The organism is Streptococcus sp. k-402, from assembly GCF_013277515.1.
Classification (GTDB): Bacteria; Bacillota; Bacilli; order Lactobacillales; family Streptococcaceae; genus Streptococcus.
Map to the genome: position 1 here is coordinate 1 of NZ_VMNB01000004.1, position 19,924 is coordinate 19,924.

27 protein-coding genes and 1 other annotated feature are annotated in these 19,924 nt (G+C 40.3%); of the genes, 18 read left to right on the forward strand and 9 right to left on the reverse strand.

Features of this window, described 5'->3' with window-relative positions; genetic code table 11:
• Window positions 1–212: 212 nt before the first annotated feature.
• The 3 genes from HT724_RS02690 to HT724_RS02700 form a co-directional block, all read right to left on the reverse strand.
• Entirely contained in the window at window positions 213–665 is a 453-nt protein-coding gene (locus tag HT724_RS02690; RefSeq protein ID WP_173275056.1) for an NUDIX hydrolase, read from the reverse strand.
• Between the two features lie 129 nt (window positions 666–794).
• On the reverse strand, window positions 795–3,053 hold the full coding sequence (locus HT724_RS02695) for an ATP-dependent Clp protease ATP-binding subunit (protein WP_173275059.1): 2,259 nt from the start codon (window positions 3,051–3,053) through the stop codon (window positions 795–797).
• 228 nt (window positions 3,054–3,281) lie between these two features.
• A complete protein-coding gene (locus tag HT724_RS02700) occupies window positions 3,282–3,512 on the reverse strand; it encodes a DUF1797 family protein (RefSeq protein WP_000443574.1) in 231 nt (76 codons plus the stop codon).
• 364 nt (window positions 3,513–3,876) lie between these two features.
• Window positions 3,877–4,012 (forward strand) — a sequence feature (ribosomal protein L10 leader region).
• Between the two features lie 38 nt (window positions 4,013–4,050).
• Between HT724_RS02700 and rplJ the strand changes: the two genes are divergently transcribed.
• From rplJ to HT724_RS02715, 3 genes are all read left to right on the forward strand, one after another.
• A complete protein-coding gene (gene rplJ, locus HT724_RS02705) occupies window positions 4,051–4,551 on the forward strand; it encodes a 50S ribosomal protein L10 (protein ID WP_001287277.1) in 501 nt (166 codons plus the stop codon).
• Window positions 4,552–4,623: 72 nt separating this feature from the next.
• Complete coding sequence (gene rplL / locus HT724_RS02710) at window positions 4,624–4,992, forward strand: 50S ribosomal protein L7/L12 (RefSeq protein WP_001196965.1); 369 nt, start codon at window positions 4,624–4,626, stop codon at window positions 4,990–4,992.
• Window positions 4,993–5,095: 103 nt separating this feature from the next.
• Window positions 5,096–5,251: a hypothetical protein gene (locus HT724_RS02715; RefSeq protein ID WP_173275062.1), complete on the forward strand. Its 156-nt coding sequence runs from the start codon at window positions 5,096–5,098 to the stop codon at window positions 5,249–5,251.
• Window positions 5,252–5,407: 156 nt separating this feature from the next.
• On the opposite strand, the gene gdhA is transcribed toward HT724_RS02715, so the two are convergent.
• Window positions 5,408–6,754, reverse strand: coding sequence for an NADP-specific glutamate dehydrogenase (gdhA, locus tag HT724_RS02720; protein WP_173275064.1), 1,347 nt, complete (start codon window positions 6,752–6,754; stop codon window positions 5,408–5,410).
• 229 nt (window positions 6,755–6,983) lie between these two features.
• Between gdhA and HT724_RS02725 the strand changes: the two genes are divergently transcribed.
• From HT724_RS02725 to HT724_RS02760, 8 genes are all read left to right on the forward strand, one after another.
• A complete protein-coding gene (locus tag HT724_RS02725) occupies window positions 6,984–7,919 on the forward strand; it encodes a dihydroorotate oxidase (RefSeq protein ID WP_173275067.1) in 936 nt (311 codons plus the stop codon).
• 32 nt (window positions 7,920–7,951) lie between these two features.
• On the forward strand, window positions 7,952–8,989 hold the full coding sequence (gene holA / locus HT724_RS02730; protein ID WP_173275070.1) for a DNA polymerase III subunit delta: 1,038 nt from the start codon (window positions 7,952–7,954) through the stop codon (window positions 8,987–8,989).
• A 183-nt stretch (window positions 8,990–9,172) separates the two neighbouring features.
• Complete coding sequence (locus HT724_RS02735; RefSeq protein ID WP_173293547.1) at window positions 9,173–9,349, forward strand: hypothetical protein; 177 nt, start codon at window positions 9,173–9,175, stop codon at window positions 9,347–9,349.
• Window positions 9,350–9,448: 99 nt separating this feature from the next.
• Entirely contained in the window at window positions 9,449–10,054 is a 606-nt protein-coding gene (gene sodA, locus HT724_RS02740; protein ID WP_173275073.1) for a superoxide dismutase SodA, read from the forward strand.
• 156 nt (window positions 10,055–10,210) lie between these two features.
• Entirely contained in the window at window positions 10,211–10,741 is a 531-nt protein-coding gene (locus HT724_RS02745) for a YutD family protein (protein ID WP_112443484.1), read from the forward strand.
• Between the two features lie 20 nt (window positions 10,742–10,761).
• The gene (gene rlmN / locus HT724_RS02750; RefSeq protein ID WP_000804762.1) at window positions 10,762–11,847 is read left to right on the forward strand and encodes a 23S rRNA (adenine(2503)-C(2))-methyltransferase RlmN; all 1,086 of its coding nucleotides are present in this window, start codon (window positions 10,762–10,764) and stop codon (window positions 11,845–11,847) included.
• Window positions 11,847–12,320 (forward strand): VanZ family protein, encoded by a 474-nt coding sequence (locus tag HT724_RS02755; protein ID WP_173275076.1) that lies wholly within the window; start codon window positions 11,847–11,849, stop codon window positions 12,318–12,320. The genes rlmN and HT724_RS02755 overlap by 1 nt, the downstream gene beginning before the upstream one ends.
• Window positions 12,321–12,436: 116 nt before the next feature.
• The gene (locus tag HT724_RS02760) at window positions 12,437–13,978 is read left to right on the forward strand and encodes an ABC-F family ATP-binding cassette domain-containing protein (RefSeq protein ID WP_173275079.1); all 1,542 of its coding nucleotides are present in this window, start codon (window positions 12,437–12,439) and stop codon (window positions 13,976–13,978) included.
• Window positions 13,979–14,034: 56 nt separating this feature from the next.
• Here HT724_RS02760 and HT724_RS02765 read toward each other — a convergent pair whose 3' ends face one another.
• The 4 genes from HT724_RS02765 to HT724_RS10385 all read right to left on the reverse strand — a co-directional run bounded on the left by HT724_RS02765 (window position 14,035) and on the right by HT724_RS10385 (window position 16,462).
• Complete coding sequence (locus HT724_RS02765; protein WP_173275082.1) at window positions 14,035–14,838, reverse strand: peptidylprolyl isomerase; 804 nt, start codon at window positions 14,836–14,838, stop codon at window positions 14,035–14,037.
• 305 nt (window positions 14,839–15,143) lie between these two features.
• Window positions 15,144–15,368, reverse strand: a complete 225-nt coding sequence (locus HT724_RS02770; RefSeq protein ID WP_173275085.1) for a helix-turn-helix transcriptional regulator — start codon at window positions 15,366–15,368, stop codon at window positions 15,144–15,146.
• Window positions 15,369–15,370: 2 nt separating this feature from the next.
• Complete coding sequence (locus tag HT724_RS02775) at window positions 15,371–15,949, reverse strand: DUF3796 domain-containing protein (protein WP_173275087.1); 579 nt, start codon at window positions 15,947–15,949, stop codon at window positions 15,371–15,373.
• A 381-nt stretch (window positions 15,950–16,330) separates the two neighbouring features.
• Complete coding sequence (locus HT724_RS10385) at window positions 16,331–16,462, reverse strand: hypothetical protein (RefSeq protein WP_275690531.1); 132 nt, start codon at window positions 16,460–16,462, stop codon at window positions 16,331–16,333.
• Window positions 16,463–16,639: 177 nt separating this feature from the next.
• Between HT724_RS10385 and rpsP the strand changes: the two genes are divergently transcribed.
• The 6 genes from rpsP to HT724_RS02805 all read left to right on the forward strand — a co-directional run bounded on the left by rpsP (window position 16,640) and on the right by HT724_RS02805 (window position 19,202).
• Window positions 16,640–16,912, forward strand: coding sequence for a 30S ribosomal protein S16 (rpsP, locus tag HT724_RS02780; protein ID WP_049511451.1), 273 nt, complete (start codon window positions 16,640–16,642; stop codon window positions 16,910–16,912).
• Between the two features lie 19 nt (window positions 16,913–16,931).
• Window positions 16,932–17,171 carry an RNA-binding protein KphA gene (gene kphA, locus HT724_RS02785; RefSeq protein ID WP_000379620.1) on the forward strand — a complete coding sequence of 80 codons (240 nt, stop codon included), beginning with the start codon at window positions 16,932–16,934 and terminating at the stop codon, window positions 17,169–17,171.
• A gap of 44 nt (window positions 17,172–17,215) precedes the next feature.
• Window positions 17,216–17,548 carry a MazG nucleotide pyrophosphohydrolase domain-containing protein gene (locus HT724_RS02790; protein ID WP_173229585.1) on the forward strand — a complete coding sequence of 111 codons (333 nt, stop codon included), beginning with the start codon at window positions 17,216–17,218 and terminating at the stop codon, window positions 17,546–17,548.
• A 76-nt stretch (window positions 17,549–17,624) separates the two neighbouring features.
• Window positions 17,625–18,143: a ribosome maturation factor RimM gene (gene rimM, locus HT724_RS02795; protein ID WP_112443489.1), complete on the forward strand. Its 519-nt coding sequence runs from the start codon at window positions 17,625–17,627 to the stop codon at window positions 18,141–18,143.
• A complete protein-coding gene (trmD, locus tag HT724_RS02800; protein ID WP_173275153.1) occupies window positions 18,133–18,852 on the forward strand; it encodes a tRNA (guanosine(37)-N1)-methyltransferase TrmD in 720 nt (239 codons plus the stop codon). Before rimM ends, trmD begins: the two co-directional genes overlap by 11 nt.
• Window positions 18,853–18,863: 11 nt before the next feature.
• A complete protein-coding gene (locus HT724_RS02805) occupies window positions 18,864–19,202 on the forward strand; it encodes an ATP cone domain-containing protein (RefSeq protein WP_173275088.1) in 339 nt (112 codons plus the stop codon).
• A gap of 30 nt (window positions 19,203–19,232) precedes the next feature.
• Here the strand turns inward: HT724_RS02805 and HT724_RS02810 are convergent, their stop codons facing one another.
• Window positions 19,233–19,553, reverse strand: a complete 321-nt coding sequence (locus HT724_RS02810) for a hypothetical protein (protein WP_173275091.1) — start codon at window positions 19,551–19,553, stop codon at window positions 19,233–19,235.
• 98 nt (window positions 19,554–19,651) lie between these two features.
• On the opposite strand from HT724_RS02810, the gene HT724_RS02815 reads away from it, so the two are divergent.
• Window positions 19,652–19,867 carry a YdbC family protein gene (locus HT724_RS02815; protein ID WP_000807422.1) on the forward strand — a complete coding sequence of 72 codons (216 nt, stop codon included), beginning with the start codon at window positions 19,652–19,654 and terminating at the stop codon, window positions 19,865–19,867.
• The last annotated feature ends 57 nt before the right edge of the window (window positions 19,868–19,924 follow it).

Sequence of the window (19,924 nt, forward strand, 5' to 3'; positions counted from 1 at the left end):
GGTATGTCAATGATATTGTTTGCTGTAACTCTGATTTCTTTGAAAGATTTACTCCTAGAAAAATAAAAAGACTCTTTGTCCGTGACAGAGAGTTTTTGCGTAGTATTTTATACTCAATGAAAATCAAAGAGCAAACTAGGTAACTAGCCGCAGGCTGTACTTGAGTACGGCAAGGCGACGTTGACGCGGTTTGAAGAGATTTTCGAAGAGTATTAGCCAATCTTATGCTGTTTTTTCCAAGATTGGATGGCCCATTTATGGCTACCACGTTTGAGATTTTCAATAGCCTCATCAATAGGGAACCAAGCAATATGATTAAAGTCTTCTAGTGGTTTTTGAACTTCTTTGAAAGAAGTCGCTTCATAGAGGTAGGCAGGATTGTAGTAGTAGGTGTCACGATGACGAGAGTAGAAATATTCGTCAGCTTGTCCATAATAGGTACCAATTTCAGCAGTGAAACCAAGCTCTTCAATCAATTCACGCTTTAGGGCTTCCTGATGATTTTCACCTGCTTCAATTTCTCCACCTGGTAAGAACCAAGCACCATTGGGAGCTTGAACTAAAACTATTTGTTTTTGTTCAGCGTCTGGAATAACTGCATATACACCGTAACGTGAAACATAGTCTGTATTCGCTTTTTTTTCTCCGAAAGTTGGGTTTGCCATTGCATTTTCCTCATTATCTAGTATCGTTATTATTATCATAATGGACAAAGGGCAAGCTGTCAAGAACTTATAGTTATTTTAGTAAAAAAGAGCAGAAAATTTTCATTTTCTACTCCTTTTCTATAGGATTTATACTTCTTTTTCAGAAGTCTTTACTTCAGCTTTTTTGGCAGATTTAATTTGAATCTTGCCCTTGCTGGTCATAACTGCCTTGAGGTCTTTTTCGCTTGGATTTTCAAGGTAGTAGTCAGTGATTGCGTCCTCAATATAGTCTTGAATAGTGCGGCGAAGTGGGCGTGCTCCCATTTTTGGATCATAACCGAGGTCAACCAACTTTTCCTTGACCTTGTCAGTTACATCCAAATGAATGTTATTGCTAGAGAGGCGCTTGTTAACATCTGCTAGCATGAGCTCGATAATCTGAAGGAGGTTATCTTTGCTGAGAGCCTTAAATTCGATAATACCATCAAAACGATTCATAAACTCTGGACTAAAGAAGTTACCGAGTTCACCGAGAACAGAATTGGTACGTCCTTCTCTAGCAGCACCAAATCCAACGCTGGCTTCGGCTTTTCCAGTCCCAGCATTTGAAGTCATGATGATGATGGCATCCTTGAAGCTAACGGTGCGTCCTTGCCCATCTGTCAAACGACCATCGTCCAAGACTTGAAGGAACATGTGCATAACATCTGGGTGAGCTTTTTCCACTTCATCGAGAAGGATGAGAGAATATGGATTGCGGCGAACTTTTTCAGTTAATTGACCAGCCTCATCATAGCCAACATAACCTGGAGGAGCGCCGACCAACTTAGCCACACTATGTTTTTCCATGTATTCACTCATGTCAAAGCGAATCATGCTGTCAGCAGAACCAAAGAGTTCGATAGCTAGTTGTTTGGAAAGTTCTGTCTTACCGACACCAGTTGGTCCGACAAAGAGGAAGCTTCCAATTGGGCGGTTAGGGGTACCGAGACCGACACGATTCCGGCGAATAGCCTTGGCAATCTTATCGACAGCATCATCCTGTCCAATAACATGAGACTTGAGATCTTCGGCTAGATGGATGAGTTGAGATTGTTCTTTCTCTTTTAAATCACCAACAGGGATATTGGTTTTCTGCTCGATAATATGCTCAATGGTTTTCTCACTGATGATAGGAGTATCTTGGTCTGTGACCTTTTTCTTTTGCATTTCCTTATACTTGGCAATCTGGTCACGGAAGTAGGCGGCTTTTTCAAAATCTTCTTCTCGTGTAGCTTGAGACTTGAGATTTTCAGCCTCAATCAAGCGTTGATCAATCACTTTAGGATCGACAAAATTCAAGGTCAAGTTCATCTTAGAACCAGCTTCATCTAGGAGGTCAATGGCCTTGTCAGGTAAGAAGCGATCTTGGATATAGCGATTGGAAAGAGTTGCAGCTGCTTCAATTGCAGCATCGGTATATTGAACGTGGTGGTAGTCTTCGTATTTCTTTTGAATTCCTTTGAGGATAGTGATTGTTTCGTCCACTGTTGGTTCATCTACCTTAACAGGTTGCATACGGCGCTCTAAGGCAGCATCCTTTTCAATGATACGGTATTCATTGAGGGTAGTAGCACCGACCAGTTGCAGTTCTCCACGAGCAAGGGCTGGCTTGAGGATATTTCCAGCATCCATATTACCATCGCTCGCAGAACCTGCACCGACAATTTCATGGATTTCATCGATAAAGAGGATAATATCCTCACGTTTGCGAATTTCTTCCATGAGTTTTTGCATGCGTTCTTCAAATTGTCCTCGGATACCTGTTCCTTGAACCAAGCTAACCACATCCAAGCGGATGACTTGTTTGCCTTGGAGTTTATGTGGAACATCGCCATCAACGATTTTCTGAGCTAGACCTTCGACAACGGCCGTTTTTCCGACACCTGGTTCACCGATAAGGACAGGATTATTCTTGGTTCTACGATTGAGAATCTCGATGACACGGATAATCTCATCGTCGCGCCCGATAACGGGGTCAATGTCTCCACGACGGGCAATCTCAGTTACGTTGATACCAAATTCTTCTAGCAGGCCTTTTTCTTGGCTTGGGGGCGGAGTTTGAGCAGATCCACGATTTTGGGAACCATAACCGCCGTTTCCACCGTAACCTCCACCTGATTGGGTTGGGGGAATAGGAGGAGTATTGCTAGAAGGTCTGAAATTGTTTAGATCATTGAAGAAATCACCAAAAGGATCGAAATCACGATTGTTCAAATCTGTCATTCCTTTAAAGAGACTGTTATTAGGATCTGTTTTGATAATCTTGTAGCAGTTTTGACAGAGGTCAATTTGTTTTTGTTTTCCATTGAGATTGGTGTAAAGATGAATTGTTGAGTCGTTGATTTTACAGTTTTGACAAAGCATACATCTACCTCATTTCTTTCTTTAGCCTGACCTGTTCAAAGGTCAAAAATAGTCAAATTCTATACTCTCATTATAACAGGATTGGGGTGTAAAGCAAGTAAAAAGATTGCAGCTTTGAGAAGTTGTTACAATGAAGATCTTTGTGAATTTGGACTATAAAAAAATCCTATTTGTGAGACAAAAAGGATTTTGGCTAGACATGCAGGGACAATCCCAGCTTGTTTTAGATTAGTAGAGGAGTTCGTAAATCTCCATTGCAATTAAGTCAATGCTGTCAAAAGTATATGTTTCGCGAGCTTCTACATCACGAAGGGTAAAGATTGAGCCGTTTTCTTCGTCGTGGCTGTACGCAACTTCTGCAACAACAACTCCTTCGCGTTCAAAATTACGTTTTAAATTTCCGCCATCGTTTGCCATTGCTTCAAGGCGGTTGATGATTCTAACCAAATGTGATTCCATTTTGATTCTCCTTCATTTCTTATCGTTACTATTTTACCATAAAGGAGGCCAACTTGACTAGAAAAAAACTAAGATTTCTCGCTAATTCTGCTGGTTGCTAACTTTTCAAAGTAACTTCCACTTGACTTGCCGAAGTGGAAATTCGTCTAAAACGGATTTTTATGGTGGAATTAAGTGTGAGATGTTTGAGTTAGAAATGAGGTCCGAAAAGTCTCAGACTTAATTTAAGCATCATTCGTCGTCTGAGACTAACTTCCAGTTTTGGGAGAGAGGTGGAAGTTACTTTGAGAAGTTACGTCACGAAAAAATTTAAAAAAAGTTTGCAAAAATCTTGCATTCTTTTTTTGACTATGCTATACTTATATACGGTTTGAAAAAACTGCCTAAGACAGTAGGGGAGCTCGACTCATAAGTATCCTACCGAGGACAAAACGTATCATGTAAAAAGAAGCGTATTGTACTTTCGTGTCTAGGTTTGGGCGCGTTTTTCTTTTGGAAAAATTCCCCAAGCAAAATAATTACGGAGGTGAACACACTAATGAGTGAAGCAATTATTGCTAAAAAAGCGGAACTAGTTGACGTAGTAGCTGAGAAAATGAAAGCTGCTGCATCTATCGTCGTTGTAGACGCTCGTGGTTTGACAGTTGAGCAAGATACAGTTCTTCGTCGTGAGCTTCGTGGAAGCGAAGTTGAGTATAAAGTGATTAAAAACTCAATCTTGCGTCGTGCAGCTGAAAAAGCTGGTCTTGAAGATCTTGCATCTGTATTTGTTGGACCATCTGCAGTAGCATTTTCTAACGAAGATGTTATCGCACCAGCGAAAATCTTGAACGACTTTTCTAAAAACGCTGAAGCACTTGAAATCAAAGGTGGTGCAATCGAAGGCGCTGTCGCATCTAAAGAAGAGATTCTTGCTCTTGCAACTCTTCCAAACCGCGAAGGACTTCTTTCTATGCTCCTTTCTGTACTTCAAGCGCCAGTGCGCAACGTTGCTCTTGCAGTCAAAGCGGTTGCAGACAACAAAGAAGACGCAGCTTAATCTTAAGCTACGCAGCGTAGCCTAGCTACGAAAATCTATTATAAATTTAAAACATATTTGGAGGAAATAACAATGGCATTGAACATTGAAAACATTATTGCTGAAATTAAAGAAGCTTCAATCCTTGAATTGAACGACCTTGTAAAAGCTATCGAAGAAGAATTTGGTGTAACTGCAGCTGCTCCTGTAGCTGTTGCTGCAGCTGGTGCTGCTGACGCTGGTGCTGCTAAAGATTCATTCGACGTTGAATTGACATCTGCAGGCGACAAAAAAGTTGGCGTTATCAAAGTTGTACGTGAAATCACAGGTCTTGGTCTTAAAGAAGCTAAAGAACTTGTTGACGGTGCACCAGCACTTGTTAAAGAAGGCGTTGCAACTGCAGAAGCTGAAGAAATCAAAGCTAAATTGGAAGAAGCTGGAGCTTCAGTTACTCTTAAATAATAGAGCAACTACATTAGTAGCTTAAAAACATGACTAAACCGCTATTCTTAGGGCTAGCGGTTTTTCTTTTTGTATAAAAAAGTTGGAGAGTAAGTAATACCCAATGAAAATCAAAGAACAAACTAGGAAGCTAGCCACAGGTTGCTCAAAACACTGTTTTGAGGTTGTAGATAAGACTGACGAAGTCAGTGACCATATCTACGGTAAGGCGACGCTGACGTGGTTTGAAGAGATTTTAGAAAAGTATAAAATAGATTGAATTTAGAATAGTCCACCGAATTTTATAAAATATTGTTAGAAATTGGTTTGAATTCCGAAATCAATTTGTTTGGTTTTAATTTAATTAGAATTTTCCAACTGTCTAACTCAACTAAAAATCCCCAATCGAAGCGATTGAGGATTAAGCAAATGAATATTAAACAATACCTTGTGCAATCATAGCGTTTGCTACATTTTCAAAGGCAGCGATGTTAGCTCCTGCAAGGTAGTCTTTCTCAAGACCATATGTTTCTGAAGTTGTTTTAGCTGTGTTGAAGATGTTTGTCATGATGTCTTTGAGACGTCCATCAACTTCTTCACGAGTCCATGAGAGACGAAGACTGTTTTGGCTCATTTCAAGGGCTGAAACGGCTACACCACCAGCGTTGGCAGCTTTTGCAGGTCCGTAGAAGATACCATTTTCTTTGTAGATTTTGATGGCATCAAGGTCGCTTGGCATGTTGGCACCTTCAGATACACAGATAACTCCTTGAGCAACCAAACGTTTAGCGGCTTCACCGTTGATTTCGTTTTGAGTAGCACATGGAAGCGCAATGTCATAGTTTCCAGCGTAAGTCCATACAGAACCTTCGTGGTAGGTTGCAGTTGCTTTTTCAGCAGCATACTCAGTCAAACGAGCGCGACGTTTTTCTTTAACATCAACCAATAGATCGAAGTCGATACCATTTTCATCGATGACATAACCATTTGAGTCAGATACAGAGATGACAGTAGCACCGAGTTCAGTCGCTTTTTGAAGAGCGTATTGGGCTACGTTACCTGAACCTGAAATAACGACTTTCTTACCAGCAAAGCTGTTACCGTTAGCTTTAAGCATTTCTTCAGTGTAGTAAACCAAACCGTAACCAGTTGCTTCTGGACGAATCAAGCTACCACCAAATCCAAGAGGTTTACCAGTCAAGACACCAGCATCAAATTGGTTAAGACGTTTGTATTGGCCGTAAAGGTAACCAATCTCACGTCCACCAACACCGATATCACCAGCAGGTACGTCAAGTGATGGTCCGATGTGTTTTTGCAATTCAGTCATGAAGCTTTGGCAGAAGCGCATCACTTCAGCATCTGTTTTACCTTTAGGATCGAAGTCTGATCCACCTTTACCTCCACCGATAGGAAGTCCAGTCAAGACGTTTTTGAAGATTTGTTCAAATCCGAGGAATTTCAAAATCCCTTGGTTAACAGTTGGGTGGAAACGAAGTCCGCCTTTGTATGGCCCAACAGCTGAGTTGAATTGAACACGGTAACCACGGTTTACTTGAACTTTTCCATCACGGTCAACCCAAGGAACACGGAAAGAAATCACGCGTTCTGGTTCAGTAATACGTGCCAAGATATTTTCTTCGATATACTCAGGGTGTTTTTCAAATACAGGTTCCAAAGTGTTGAAAAATTCTTCAACAGCTTGGAGGAATTCAGCCTCGTGCCCGTTACGAGCTTTTACAGTTTCAAACACGCTTTGGATATATTCTTTAGCAGATGTCATATCGTTCTCCTTAAATTCTAATTTAATTATGTGTGTCATTATAGCAGAATTTTTTTTAACTGTAAAGAGAAAAACAAAAATTTTCTAAAAATTCTATCAATTCAGTTTTTGGGATTTTTTGAAAATAGATAAAAAAACGAACCTTTTTCTTGTAAATATCTTTCTCAAAGAGAAAATCTGAAACTATGGTATAATATTAGCAATAAAAGGAATCTGGAGGATCAGAATCATGGTATCAACGAAAACGCAAATTGCTGGTTTTGAGTTTGACAACTGCTTGATGAATGCGGCAGGTGTGGCTTGTATGACGATAGAGGAGCTAGAAGGGGTTAAAAACTCAGCAGCGGGAACCTTTGTCACTAAGACAGCGACCTTGGAATTTCGTCAGGGAAATCCTGAGCCACGCTATCAAGATGTCCCACTTGGTTCTATCAACTCTATGGGATTACCGAATAATGGTTTAGACTACTATTTGGACTATCTTTTGGATTTACAGGAAAAAGAGCCAAACCGGACTTTCTTCTTATCTCTAGTTGGCATGTCTCCAGAGGAAACCCATACTATCTTGAAAAAAGTCCAAGAGAGTGATTTTCGTGGTCTGACTGAGCTAAACCTCTCCTGCCCAAATGTTCCAGGTAAACCTCAGATTGCCTATGATTTTGAGACAACAGACCGGATTTTGGCAGAGGTGTTTGCCTACTTCACCAAACCTCTTGGAATTAAATTGCCACCATATTTTGATATTGTTCACTTTGACCAAGCGGCAGCTATTTTCAATAAGTATCCTCTTAAGTTTGTCAACTGCGTTAACTCTATCGGAAACGGCCTCTATATAGAAGACGAATCTGTCGTTATTCGTCCTAAAAATGGTTTTGGGGGCATTGGTGGGGAATATATTAAACCAACTGCTCTAGCCAATGTTCACGCCTTTTATCAACGCTTAAACCCTCAAATCCAAATCATCGGAACAGGAGGAGTTCTGACTGGTCGTGATGCCTTTGAACACATCCTCTGTGGTGCCAGTATGGTACAGGTGGGAACTACCCTTCACAAAGAAGGCGTCGGTGCTTTCGAACGTATTACCAATGAACTGAAAGGAATCATGGTGGAAAAAGGGTACGAGAGCTTAGAAGATTTCCGTGGGAAATTGCGCTATATCGATTAAATGAACTAAAAAATCAGAAGAAAGGAGAGACGATGCTAGCCATTGAAGAAAGTCAGAAGTTGACTTTATCAAATTTACCGAGCCTGAGCCTGTTTACAGGGACAGATCAGGGCCAGTTTGAAGTGATGAAGAGTCAGGTGTTGAAACAGATTGGGTATGATTCTGCAGACCTCAACTTTGCCTACTTTGATATGAAAGAAGTGGTTTACAAGGATGTGGAACTGGAGTTGGTCAGCCTTCCTTTCTTTGCGGATGAGAAAATCGTGATATTAAACCATTTTGTCGATATCACAACAGCCAAGAAACGCTTTTTAACAGATGATGAACTCAAATCGTTTGAGGAATACCTTGATAACCCTTCGCCAACAACCAAGTTGTTGATCTTTGCGGAAGGAAAACTGGATAGCAAGAGACGGTTGGTCAAATTACTTAAGCGTGATGCCAAGGTTTTTGATGCAGTAGAAGCCAAAGAACAAGAATTGCGCCAGTATTTCCAAAAGTGGAGTCAGAAAGAAGGTCTGCAGTTTACCAATCATTCTTTTGAAAATCTCCTCATCAAGTCGGGGTTTCAATTTAGCGAAATCCAGAAAAATCTCCTCTTTTTACAGTCCTATAAGGAAGACTCTGTTATCGAGGAAGAGGATATTGTCAACGCTATTCCCAAGACCTTACAGGACAATATTTTTGATTTAACTCAGTTTATTCTGACTAAAAAGATGGATCAGGCGCGCGATTTGGTGAGAGACTTGACCTTGCAAGGGGAAGATGAAATCAAGTTGATTGCAGTCATGCTAGGACAATTTCGGACTTTTACTCAGGTGAAAATTTTGTCAGAGTCTGGGCAAACAGAATCTCAGATTGCAAGTAGTCTAGGAAGTTTTCTCGGACGCAATCCCAATCCCTATCAAATCAAGTTTGCGTTGAGGGATTCACGAGGACTTTCCTTGAGCTTTTTGAAGCAAGCTATTTCTTATTTGATTGAGACAGACTATCAGATTAAGACAGGTCTTTATGAAAAAGGTTTCCTTTTTGAAAAGGCACTCTTACAGATTGCTAGTCAGGTAAATTGATATTTTTTGAAACTACAACCCGCGTCAGGATTATCTTGTCGTGGGTTTCTTACTGATTTGCTTATTTTATACTCAATGAAAATCAAAGAGCAAACTAGGAAACTAGCTGCAGGCTGCTCAAAGCACTGCTTTGAGGTTATAGATAGAACTGACGAAGTCAGCTCAAAACACTGTTTTGAGGCTGTGAATAGAACTGACGAAGTCAGCTCAAAATACTGTTTTGAGGTTGTGGATAGAACTGACGAAGTCAGCTCAAAATACTGTTTTGAGGTTGTGGATAGAACTGACGAAGTCAGTAACCATACGTACGGCAAGGCGACGTTGACGCGGTTTGAAGAGATTTTCGAAGAGTATGATTAGAAAGTATCTCAGTGATTTCCTCATCTATAAGCAAAAAACTTGAAAAAAGTGGATGTTTGCGTTATCATTTTCATATAGAAAGAAAAAGAGGTATTACAGATGGCTATTATCTTACCAGAACTTCCATATGCATATGACGCTTTGGAACCATACATCGATGCGGAAACAATGCACTTGCACCATGACAAACACCATCAAACTTATGTCAACAATGCCAATGCAGCTCTTGAAAAACACCCTGAAATCGGTGAAGATCTTGAAGCCTTGCTTGCTGATGTAGAATCTATCCCAGCTGATATCCGTCAAGCGCTTATCAACAACGGTGGCGGACACTTGAACCACGCTCTTTTCTGGGAATTGATGACGCCTGAGAAAACAGCTCCATCAGCAGAACTTGCAGCAGCAATCGATGCAACATTTGGTTCATTTGAAGAATTCCAAGCAGCCTTCACTGCAGTAGCAACAACTCGTTTTGGTTCTGGCTGGGCATGGTTGGTTGTCAACAAAGAAGGGAAACTTGAAGTGACTTCAACAGCAAACCAAGACACACCAATCTCAGAAGGTAAAAAACCAATCTTGGGCTTGGACGTTTGGGAACATGCTTACTATGTGAAATACCGCAACGTGCGTCCTGACTACATCAAAGCTTTCTTCTCAGTGATCAACTGGAACAAAGTAGATGAATTGTACGCAGCTGCTAAATAATGATAGTTGGAGGGAAGAATTGTTCTTCTCTTTTTAAGGTTATATTATTTTGGTCTGACAAAATCGTCAGACTTTTTTCATTTTTATGAGAAACGTGCTAACTGCTAGAAATTATGGTAGAATAAAGTATTAAGTAATCGTGAAAAAAGGATATCTATGCGAAAAGAAATTGCACCTGAATTATACAACTATAACAAGTTTCCTGGTCCTGAGTTTCATTTACACGGGGACAAGGTTGAAACGGAAGGGATAGCTTTTTCCTTGGTGGAAAACATCAAGGATGCCTTCGATGTGACGGCTTTTAATCAGCGTTTTTCAGAAGTCTTAACCAAGTTTGATTATATCGTGGGAGACTGGAGCAACGAACAGCTTCGTCTACGAGGTTTTTATAAGGATGATCGAACAGAAGAAAAACTTGAAAAAATCAGTCGTTTACAAGACTACCTTTTAGAGTATTGTAGTTATGGTTGTGCCTATTTTGTCTTAGAAAATGAAGCTCCTAAGCGAGCATCATTTGACAAGAAAATGCGTAAGAAGGAAGAAGAAACACCTTCGAAAAAAGGAAAGAAACCTACTCAAACCAAACGAAAACCGAATGCAGATAAGAAAAATAGACGTCGTCAGAAAGACCAGTATTCTCAGAAAGAGGACAAGGGACAACGTCATTTTGTCATTCGTCAGAAGTGAGTAGAGAATAAGGAGAAGAAATGAAACCGTCAATTTATAGTTTAACACGTCAAACCATGCAGGAATGGGTTTTGGAGCAGGGAGAAAAGAAATTCCGTGCAGATCAAATTTGGGAATGGCTTTACCGTAAACGTGTCCAGTCATTTGAAGAGATGACCAACCTTTCCAAGGATTTGATTGCTAAGCTTAATGACCAGTTTGTGGTCAATCCCTTGAAACAACGTATCGTTCAAGAGTCTGCTGATGGGACAGTTAAATATCTTTTTGAATTGCCAGATGGAATGCTGATTGAGACAGTACTCATGCGTCAACACTACGGTTTATCTGTCTGTGTGACGACTCAGGTTGGCTGTAATATCGGTTGTACCTTCTGTGCCTCTGGTTTGATTAAGAAGCAACGCGACCTCAATAATGGGGAAATTGTAGCGCAAATCATGCTGGTTCAGAAATACTTTGATGAGCGTGGTCAGGATGAACGCGTTAGCCATATTGTTGTCATGGGAATTGGTGAACCATTTGATAACTACAACAATGTCTTAAATTTCGTTCGTACTATCAATGATGACAAGGGAATGGCCATCGGTGCTCGTCATATTACAGTTTCAACTTCAGGTTTGGCCCATAAAATTCGTGATTTTGCTAATGAAGGTGTTCAGGTCAATCTTGCCGTGTCACTTCACGCACCTAATAATGAACTTCGCTCAAGCATCATGAAGATTAACCGTGCTTTTCCGATTGAAAAACTCTTTGCTGCTATTGAGTACTATATCGAAACAACCAATCGTCGTGTGACCTTTGAATACATCATGCTCAATGAAGTCAACGACGGTGTAGAACAAGCCTTGGAATTGGCTGAATTGCTCAAGAATATCAAGAAATTGTCTTATGTAAACTTGATTCCTTATAACCCAGTTAGTGAGCATGACCAATATAGCCGTAGTCCTAAAGAGCGCGTTATGGCTTTCTATGATACGCTTAAGAAAAAAGGGGTTAACTGTGTTGTTCGTCAAGAGCATGGTACAGATATTGATGCAGCTTGTGGACAATTGCGCTCTAACACAATGAAACGTGACCGCCAGAAAGCAGTTGCAGCAGTCAATCCTTAATGATGAAGAAGAGTTATAATCATGTTTTGGTCTGGGGAGTCATTTTCTATAGCATTTGCATTGTCTATTTTTGCTTTACTCCTCAAGAACAATCTCCCGTGGGGGTGGAAACTCCAGGTATTCAGCATCTTGGACGCCTGGTTTTTCTTTTGACTCCTTTCAATTCTTTCTGGAAACTGGGCCAAGTAACTGACATTGGACAATTATGTTGGATTTTTCTACAGAATATCCTCAATGTCTTCTTACTTTTTCCTCTGATGTTCCAACTCCTTTATCTCCTTCCAAACTTGCGGAAAACAAGAAAAGTGCTCTTTTTCAGTTTTCTCTTAAGTCTTGGAATTGAGTGTACGCAGTTAGTCTTGGATTTTTTCTTTGATTTTAATCGCGTCTTTGAGATTGATGATTTGTGGACCAATATCTTGGGTGGCTATCTGGCTTGGCTCCTCTATAAACGATTACATAATACTCAATGAAAATCAAAGAGCAAACTAGGAAGCTAGCCGCAGGCTGTACTTGAGTACGGCAAGGTGAAGCTGACGTGGTTTGAATTTGATTTTCGAAGAGTATAAAAACAAGATAAGGAATTAAAATGAGTATTTTAGAAGTTAAAAATCTGAGTCACGGTTTTGGTGACCGTGCAATTTTTGAAGATGTGTCCTTCCGTCTCCTAAAGGGGGAACATATCGGTCTGGTCGGTGCCAATGGTGAAGGAAAATCAACCTTTATGAGTATCGTGACTGGTAAAATGCTGCCAGATGAAGGAAAGGTAGAGTGGTCCAAATATGTGACCGCTGGTTACTTGGATCAGCACTCTGTCCTTGCTGAAGGCCAGTCGGTACGTGATGTTCTCCGTACAGCTTTTGATGAGCTTTTTAAAGCAGAAGCTCGTATCAATGACCTTTATATGGAAATGGCTGAAGACGGTGTGGATGTTGATGCTCTCATGGAAGAAGTGGGTGAACTTCAAGACCGTCTGGAGAGTCGTGATTTCTATACCTTGGATGCTAAGATTGATGAAGTAGCGCGTGCCCTTGGTGTCATGGACTTTGGCATGGATACAGATGTAACCTCTTTGTCAGGTGGACAAAGAACCAAGGTACTTTTGGCTAAACTCCTCCTTGAAAAGCCCGATATCTTGCTGTTGGACGAGCCGACCAACTACTTGGATGCTGAGCATATTGACTGGCTTAAGCGCTATCTCCAAAACTATGAGAATGCCTTTGTCCTTATTTCACACGATATTCCATTCCTCAATGATGTTATCAATATCGTCTATCATGTGGAGAATCAACAGCTGACGCGATACTCTGGTGACTACTACCAGTTCCAAGAAGTCTATGCCATGAAGAAATCTCAGCTAGAGGCTGCCTACGAACGTCAGCAAAAAGAAATTGCGGACCTCAAGGACTTCGTCGCTCGAAACAAAGCGCGTGTTGCAACACGAAACATGGCTATGTCCCGCCAGAAGAAATTGGATAAGATGGATATTATCGAACTGCAAAGTGAGAAACCAAAACCATCCTTTGATTTCAAACCAGCTCGTACGCCAGGGCGCTTTATTTTCCAAGCCAAGGATCTGCAAATTGGTTATGATCGTCCTCTGACCAAGCCTTTAAATCTTACCTTTGAACGCAATCAAAAGGTTGCCATTATCGGGGCAAATGGTATCGGGAAAACAACTCTCTTGAAGTCTCTCTTGGGAATTATCCCGCCAATAGCTGGGGAAGTGGAACGTGGAGATTATCTAGAACTCGGTTACTTTGAACAGGAAGTAGAAGGCGGTAATCGCCAAACACCACTAGAGGCTGTTTGGAATGCCTTTCCAGCTCTTAACCAAGCAGAAGTCCGTGCAGCCCTTGCCCGTTGTGGTTTGACAACCAAGCATATCGAAAGTCAAATTCAGGTTTTGTCAGGTGGGGAACAAGCCAAGGTGCGTTTCTGTCTCTTGATGAATCGTGAAAACAACGTTTTAGTGCTGGACGAGCCGACCAACCACTTGGATGTGGATGCCAAGGATGAACTCAAACGCGCTCTTAAAGAATACAAGGGATCTATTCTTATGGTCTGTCACGAACCAGACTTCTATGAAGACTGGATGGACCAAATCTGGGATTTTAATAATTTAACTTAAGAATGAGAGTAAAAGAAATACAGTACCGAATGTGGATACTGTATTTTTTTTGGTTTTTATGATTTAAAATCGTAGTCTTTCACCACTTCGATGCTGTCGATTGTGATAGCAGTAGTTGGCTTGTCTTTTTCATCTTTTTCGGCTTTGGCAATTTTATCTACAACATCCATACCGTCAATCACTTGACCAAATACGGGGTGTTTGCCATCTAGACTAGGGTTTCCCCCCTCTTTGTAGGCTTCGATGATTTTCTTTGGATACTTGCTTGTAGGGAGTTTAGCAGAGGTATCTGTAGGGTTTTGGTTGATGAAGAACTGGCTACCATTGGTGTTTGGTTGACCAGTATTAGCCATAGAAAGAGCACCACGGATGTTATAGAGATAAGGAGTAATCTCGTTTTTGAAACCAGTTCCCTTGTCTTTAGTCTTATCCTTGTCATGCCAGATGGACTGACCACCTGTACCGTCTCCTTTTGGATCCCCAGTTTGAACCATGAAGCCATCGATGACACGGTGGAAGGTAATACCGTTATAGTAGCCTTCTTTGGCGTGAGTGAGGAAGTTTTCAACTGCTAGAGGAGCGAGTTTAGGGAAGAGTTTAATGCGAATATCACCTTGGTTTGTGTGGAGAATCACCTTGGCTTCATCTTCGGCAACTTCCTTAGAAAGTTGTGGGAAATTGGCGTTTTCGTTTGTTAAAGCATCGTTTAAGTCCTTGGCAGATTGGGCTGTTGCTTTGGAGCTTTCCTCAGCAGCAAGACTGGAATCAACATAGTCATCACCACGTAGACTGCGTTGGATGTTGCTACATCCAGCTAGAGCTACAGTAGACAGTAAAAAAAGGGTTGCTAGTTTTTTCATTCTAATCCTCTCAAAAATTCATTTCTACCATTGTACCCTAAAAGGAAGGGGATTTCAAATGTTAGTGACAAGGTAGTTTTAGAGGAAGCCAACCAGAAAGTCGCTTGCTTAGGAGCATCAATGCCATAAGTGTACTCAAAGTATTTAGGGAACTAGATCTTAAGAAAGCTCGTAAAGCATCACAATTAGTAAAGGTTAATTCGAAAGAATTACTATATTTTAAAAGAGCACATTTTCAAAGGATTTTTTCTTTTGGCTTCAATTCCTAATGAATCAATGAACTGAATACTAGGTCTCGAAAAGAATTATGCTTCCTCTTTCTGTCTGAGTTCAAAGAGCTCTTCTACTTTCAGATTAAAAACTTGAGCAATTTTAAGAGCCATTTCCAGCGAAGGATTGTAACGGTTATTTTCCAAGTGCAGAATTGTCTCGCGTCGTATGCCGATGAGGTCGGCTAACTCCTGCTGGGTCATGCCTGTGGACTCACGAACAGATTTGAGATTAGTAATAATCTTGCTTTCTTTGGCCATGCTTATCCTTTCCGTTCCAAGATAAAATAGACAACCGCAAAGATGCAAATCAAGGCAGCTATGCTAATAAATATCTGTCCCATGTAAAGAGTGAGAGACCCCATATACCCAATGATAACTGCTAGGATCATCAGTGCGCCTAGTATAAAAACAAACATCAAGCTAGCTGTCTTGGCTAAATTAGCATAAAAGCGTTCGTCCGGAGTTTCCTTGACATTTTTCAAACAGAAAAAACCAAATAGAATCACTTCAATAACGAGGCTAATTCCCAAAATCCATTCTTTAATACCAGAACTTTCGCTTGGGGTCGCAGCCCAAATTCCTACTGTATAAAAAATGCTTGCTGCCGACACAAGTATCGTGTAAAGCTTAGCAGACAAGTCAAAAATAATCTTTCCCTTACCTTTCTGATTCTTATGTAGCCAGCTCCAAATAGCTACAATTTGACCTGGAACTGAAATACCAGTAATAACTAACTTGGGTCCCCAACTAAGATTAGAACCAAATAAAACAATAAAATCAATAAAGAGAGCTACGGCAATCATTGCAATGAGGCCACGCATTTTTTGACTTTTTTTCATGATAGACTCCTTTTTTGTGTTATAAATATATAACACTTAAATTTTATGTTATAAATATATCACATTTAAATTTAGAAAGCAAGAATTTTATGTGTTAAGGTGGTAATTATTTGAAAAAATTTTTTAATAAAAGCCCTCGATAGTCAAACAACTAAAGAATTCTTTGAAGCAATGCATCGGATTTGGTTTGGATAGTTTCGTTAATAATATTTGATGATAAAGAATTTTTGAAAAATCTAGATACTGTATGAATATCTACTTTTTTTCTTAGACTGTTACAAAGTCTGTCAGAATAGGCGTTGTAGGTGTAGAAGTTAATTTTTATAGAACTAAATTATTCCCCTATTTAGAATCTATTGATTCATATTTTATAAACTAAAATTAGTAGATATCTTTCTTAAAATCCTTGATATTTCGCTTGAGATTTAGGAGCCAAGCATTCAAATCATGTTCAGGTGAGATGAAGGGCTTAACTTGGTGGTCTTTATCACATTTTTCTAAAATAGTATTCACTGATAGCCTCTTTCAAACATTTATTTCCTACTTCTAACAAATTTATAAATGGTTTAAAAATTTTATAGTCTGTCAAGTTTTTTTCTTGACACCTGTCAGAAATCTGCTATAATAGAACATGTGCTAAATAGCTCAGCTATTTCACCGAAATAAAAAATAAGAAAAGAGACTTTAAAAATGGCAGTTAAAATCCGTTTGACTCGTATGGGTTCTAAGAAAAAACCTTTCTACCGTATCAACGTAGCAGATTCACGTTCACCACGTGACGGACGTTTCATCGAAACAGTTGGAACTTACAACCCACTTGTTGCTGAAAACCAAGTAACTTTGAAAGAAGACCGCGTTCTTGCATGGTTGGCTGATGGAGCTCAACCTTCAGATACAGTTCGCAACATCCTTTCAAAAGAAGGCGTATTGAAAAAATTCCACGATTCTAAATTCGCAAAATGAGTTTAAAGTAGGTTGACAGATGGATACGATTGAAAATCTCATTATTGCGATTGTGAAACCCTTGATTTCACAACCAGATGCCTTAACTATCAAGATTGAAGATACACCAGAATTTTTGGAATATCATTTGAATCTTGATCAAAGCGATGTGGGTCGTGTAATCGGTCGTAAGGGTCGCACTATTTCTGCGATAAGAACGATTGTCTACTCTGTCCCAACTGAAGACAAAAAAGTAAGAATCGTTATTGACGAAAAATAAGAAGGGCGGGACGGATGTCTCGCTTTTTTTGTGTGGAGCAGGATATGAAGGATTTAACGTTTAGACAATTACAAGACTATCTACTGGAACATTACCAGCAGTCTCGGACTGAGGAAGGTCTTTTTATCAAGCTAGTGGAGGAAGTCGGAGAAGTAGCTGAGGTTTTGAATGGTCGTTCTGGTAGAAAAGAGGGCGTTCAGGATTCGAACGAGGAACTAGCAAAAGAACTGGCTGATATTATTCACTACACTGTCGCAATCGCTGCCATCAACCATATTGACCTTACCAAGACTATCTTTGAGAAAGACAAGACTGCAGCCATTAAGTACCAACATGAACGTGATTTGGAAGAATTTTTGAAGGTGAAGGAGAATTGATGTCCTCTTCCTCCAACTTGAGAAAATCTTTGGAACGTGATAAAATAAAGGATAGAAATAGACTACGGGAGACAAGATGAACTACTTTAATGTTGGGAAAATCGTCAATACGCAGGGGTTGCAGGGTGAGATGCGAGTCTTGTCTGTGACGGATTTTGCAGAAGAACGGTTTAAAAAAGGAGCTGAGCTGGCCTTGTTTGATGAAAAAGATCAGTTTATCCAAACAGTGACCATCGCTAGCCACCGTAAACAGAAGAACTTTGACATTATTAAATTCAAAGATATGTACCATATCAACGCTATCGAAAAGTATAAGGGATACAGTCTCAAGGTTGCTGAGGAAGATTTGAATGACCTAGACGATGGTGAATTCTACTATCACGAGATTATCGGTTTGGAAGTCTATGAGGGTGATAACTTGATTGGAACCATCAAGGAAATCCTGCAACCAGGTGCTAACGATGTCTGGGTGGTCAAGCGAAAAGGCAAACGTGACTTGCTCTTGCCTTATATTCCACCAGTGGTTCTCAATGTTGATATTCCGAATAACCGTGTCGATGTGGAAATTTTAGAAGGGTTAGATGATGAAGATTGATATTTTAACCCTCTTTCCAGAGATGTTTTCTCCGCTAGAGCACTCAATCGTTGGAAAGGCTCGAGAAAAAGGGCTTTTGGATATCCAGTATCATAATTTTCGAGAATATGCTGAAAAGGCCCGCCATGTAGATGATGAGCCCTACGGAGGCGGTCAGGGGATGTTGCTCCGAGCTCAACCCATTTTCGATGCCTTTGATGCTATTGAAAAGAAAAATCCGCGCGTGATTCTCCTCGATCCTGCTGGAAAGCAGTTTGATCAGGCTTATGCTGAGGATTTGGCCAAAGAAGATGAACTGATCTTTATCTGTGGTCACTACGAGGGGTATGACGAGCGCATTAAGACCTTGGTGACGGATGAGATTTCCCTGGGGGACTATGTCTTGACTGGTGGAGAGTTGGCAGCTATGACCATGATTGATGCTACGGTACGCCTGATTCCAGAAGTGATTGGCAAGGAGTCTAGCCACCAAGATGATAGTTTTTCTTCAGGCCTTCTTGAATACCCTCAGTACACACGTCCCTATGATTATCGAGGGATGGTCGTGCCAGATGTACTGATGAGCGGGCACCATGAGAAGATTCGTCAGTGGCGTCTGTATGAGAGTTTAAAGAAAACCTACGAGCGCAGACCGGATTTGCTTGAACATTATCAACTGACAGCAGAAGAAGAAAAAATGCTGGCAGAAATCAAAGAAAACAAAGAATAAAGGAGAAACCTATGCAAGTAATCAAACGTGATGGAGAAATTGCTGAATTTAATCCAGATAAGATTTACCAAGCTATCTTAAAGGCAGCCCAGACTGTCTATGTATTGACAGATGATTTGCGTCAAAACCTTGCACAAGTCACTAAGAAAGTGGTTTTGGATTTGGAAGAAGCCAAGGTGGAACGTGCTACTATCAGCATGATTCAGTCTATGGTTGAACATCGTTTATTGGGTGCAGGTTACATTACCATTGCAGAACACTACATTTCCTATCGTCTGCAACGTGACTTGGAAAGAAGTGGTTATGGAGACCATATCTCTGTTCATTTACATTTTGAACAAGTTCGCTAAGAAAAAAGAGTGGGATGAAGTAACTACATCTCACTCTTTCTTAAATCTATTTTTTTGGGCTGTTTGGACGGTTGAAGGGACAAAGCGAAGGCGTTGAATATCGCTTATGCGGATAATACGGCTTACATTTTTGGCAAAATTTTTAACTATAATTTGCTGGCCTTGTTGATCGTATTTGATGATGTCACCTGTAAAACTTGTCTCTGACAAGATAAGGTGAACAGCGGTTTGTTTCTGGATAGCCTCTTCAATAGTGGCTGTAAGGGAGTTGCTTTCAGTCTGATCTGGTTCTTCATGTCCATTTAAAAAGTCATGTATTTTACCTAGAACTTGCTGGAATTTATGTTTCATATTGGCCTCCCTTCTTTTATATCAATATTATATAAAATTTTCCTAAAATCTACAAGATTTTACGAATAATCAGATGAAAGTTAAAAAAGGAGAAGAAAATGGCAGAATTTACATTTGAAATCGAAGAGCACTTGTTGACTCTTTCTGAAAACGAAAAAGGTTGGACCAAGGAAATCAACCGTGTGAGCTTTAATGGTGCCCCTGCAAAGTTTGATATTCGTGCTTGGAGCCCAGACCATACTAAAATGGGCAAGGGAATTACTCTCTCAAATGAAGAATTTCAAACAATGGTGGATGCCTTTAAAGGCAACTAATACTCAATGAAAATCAAAGAGCAAACTAGGAAGCTAGACGCAGGTTGCTCAAAGCAC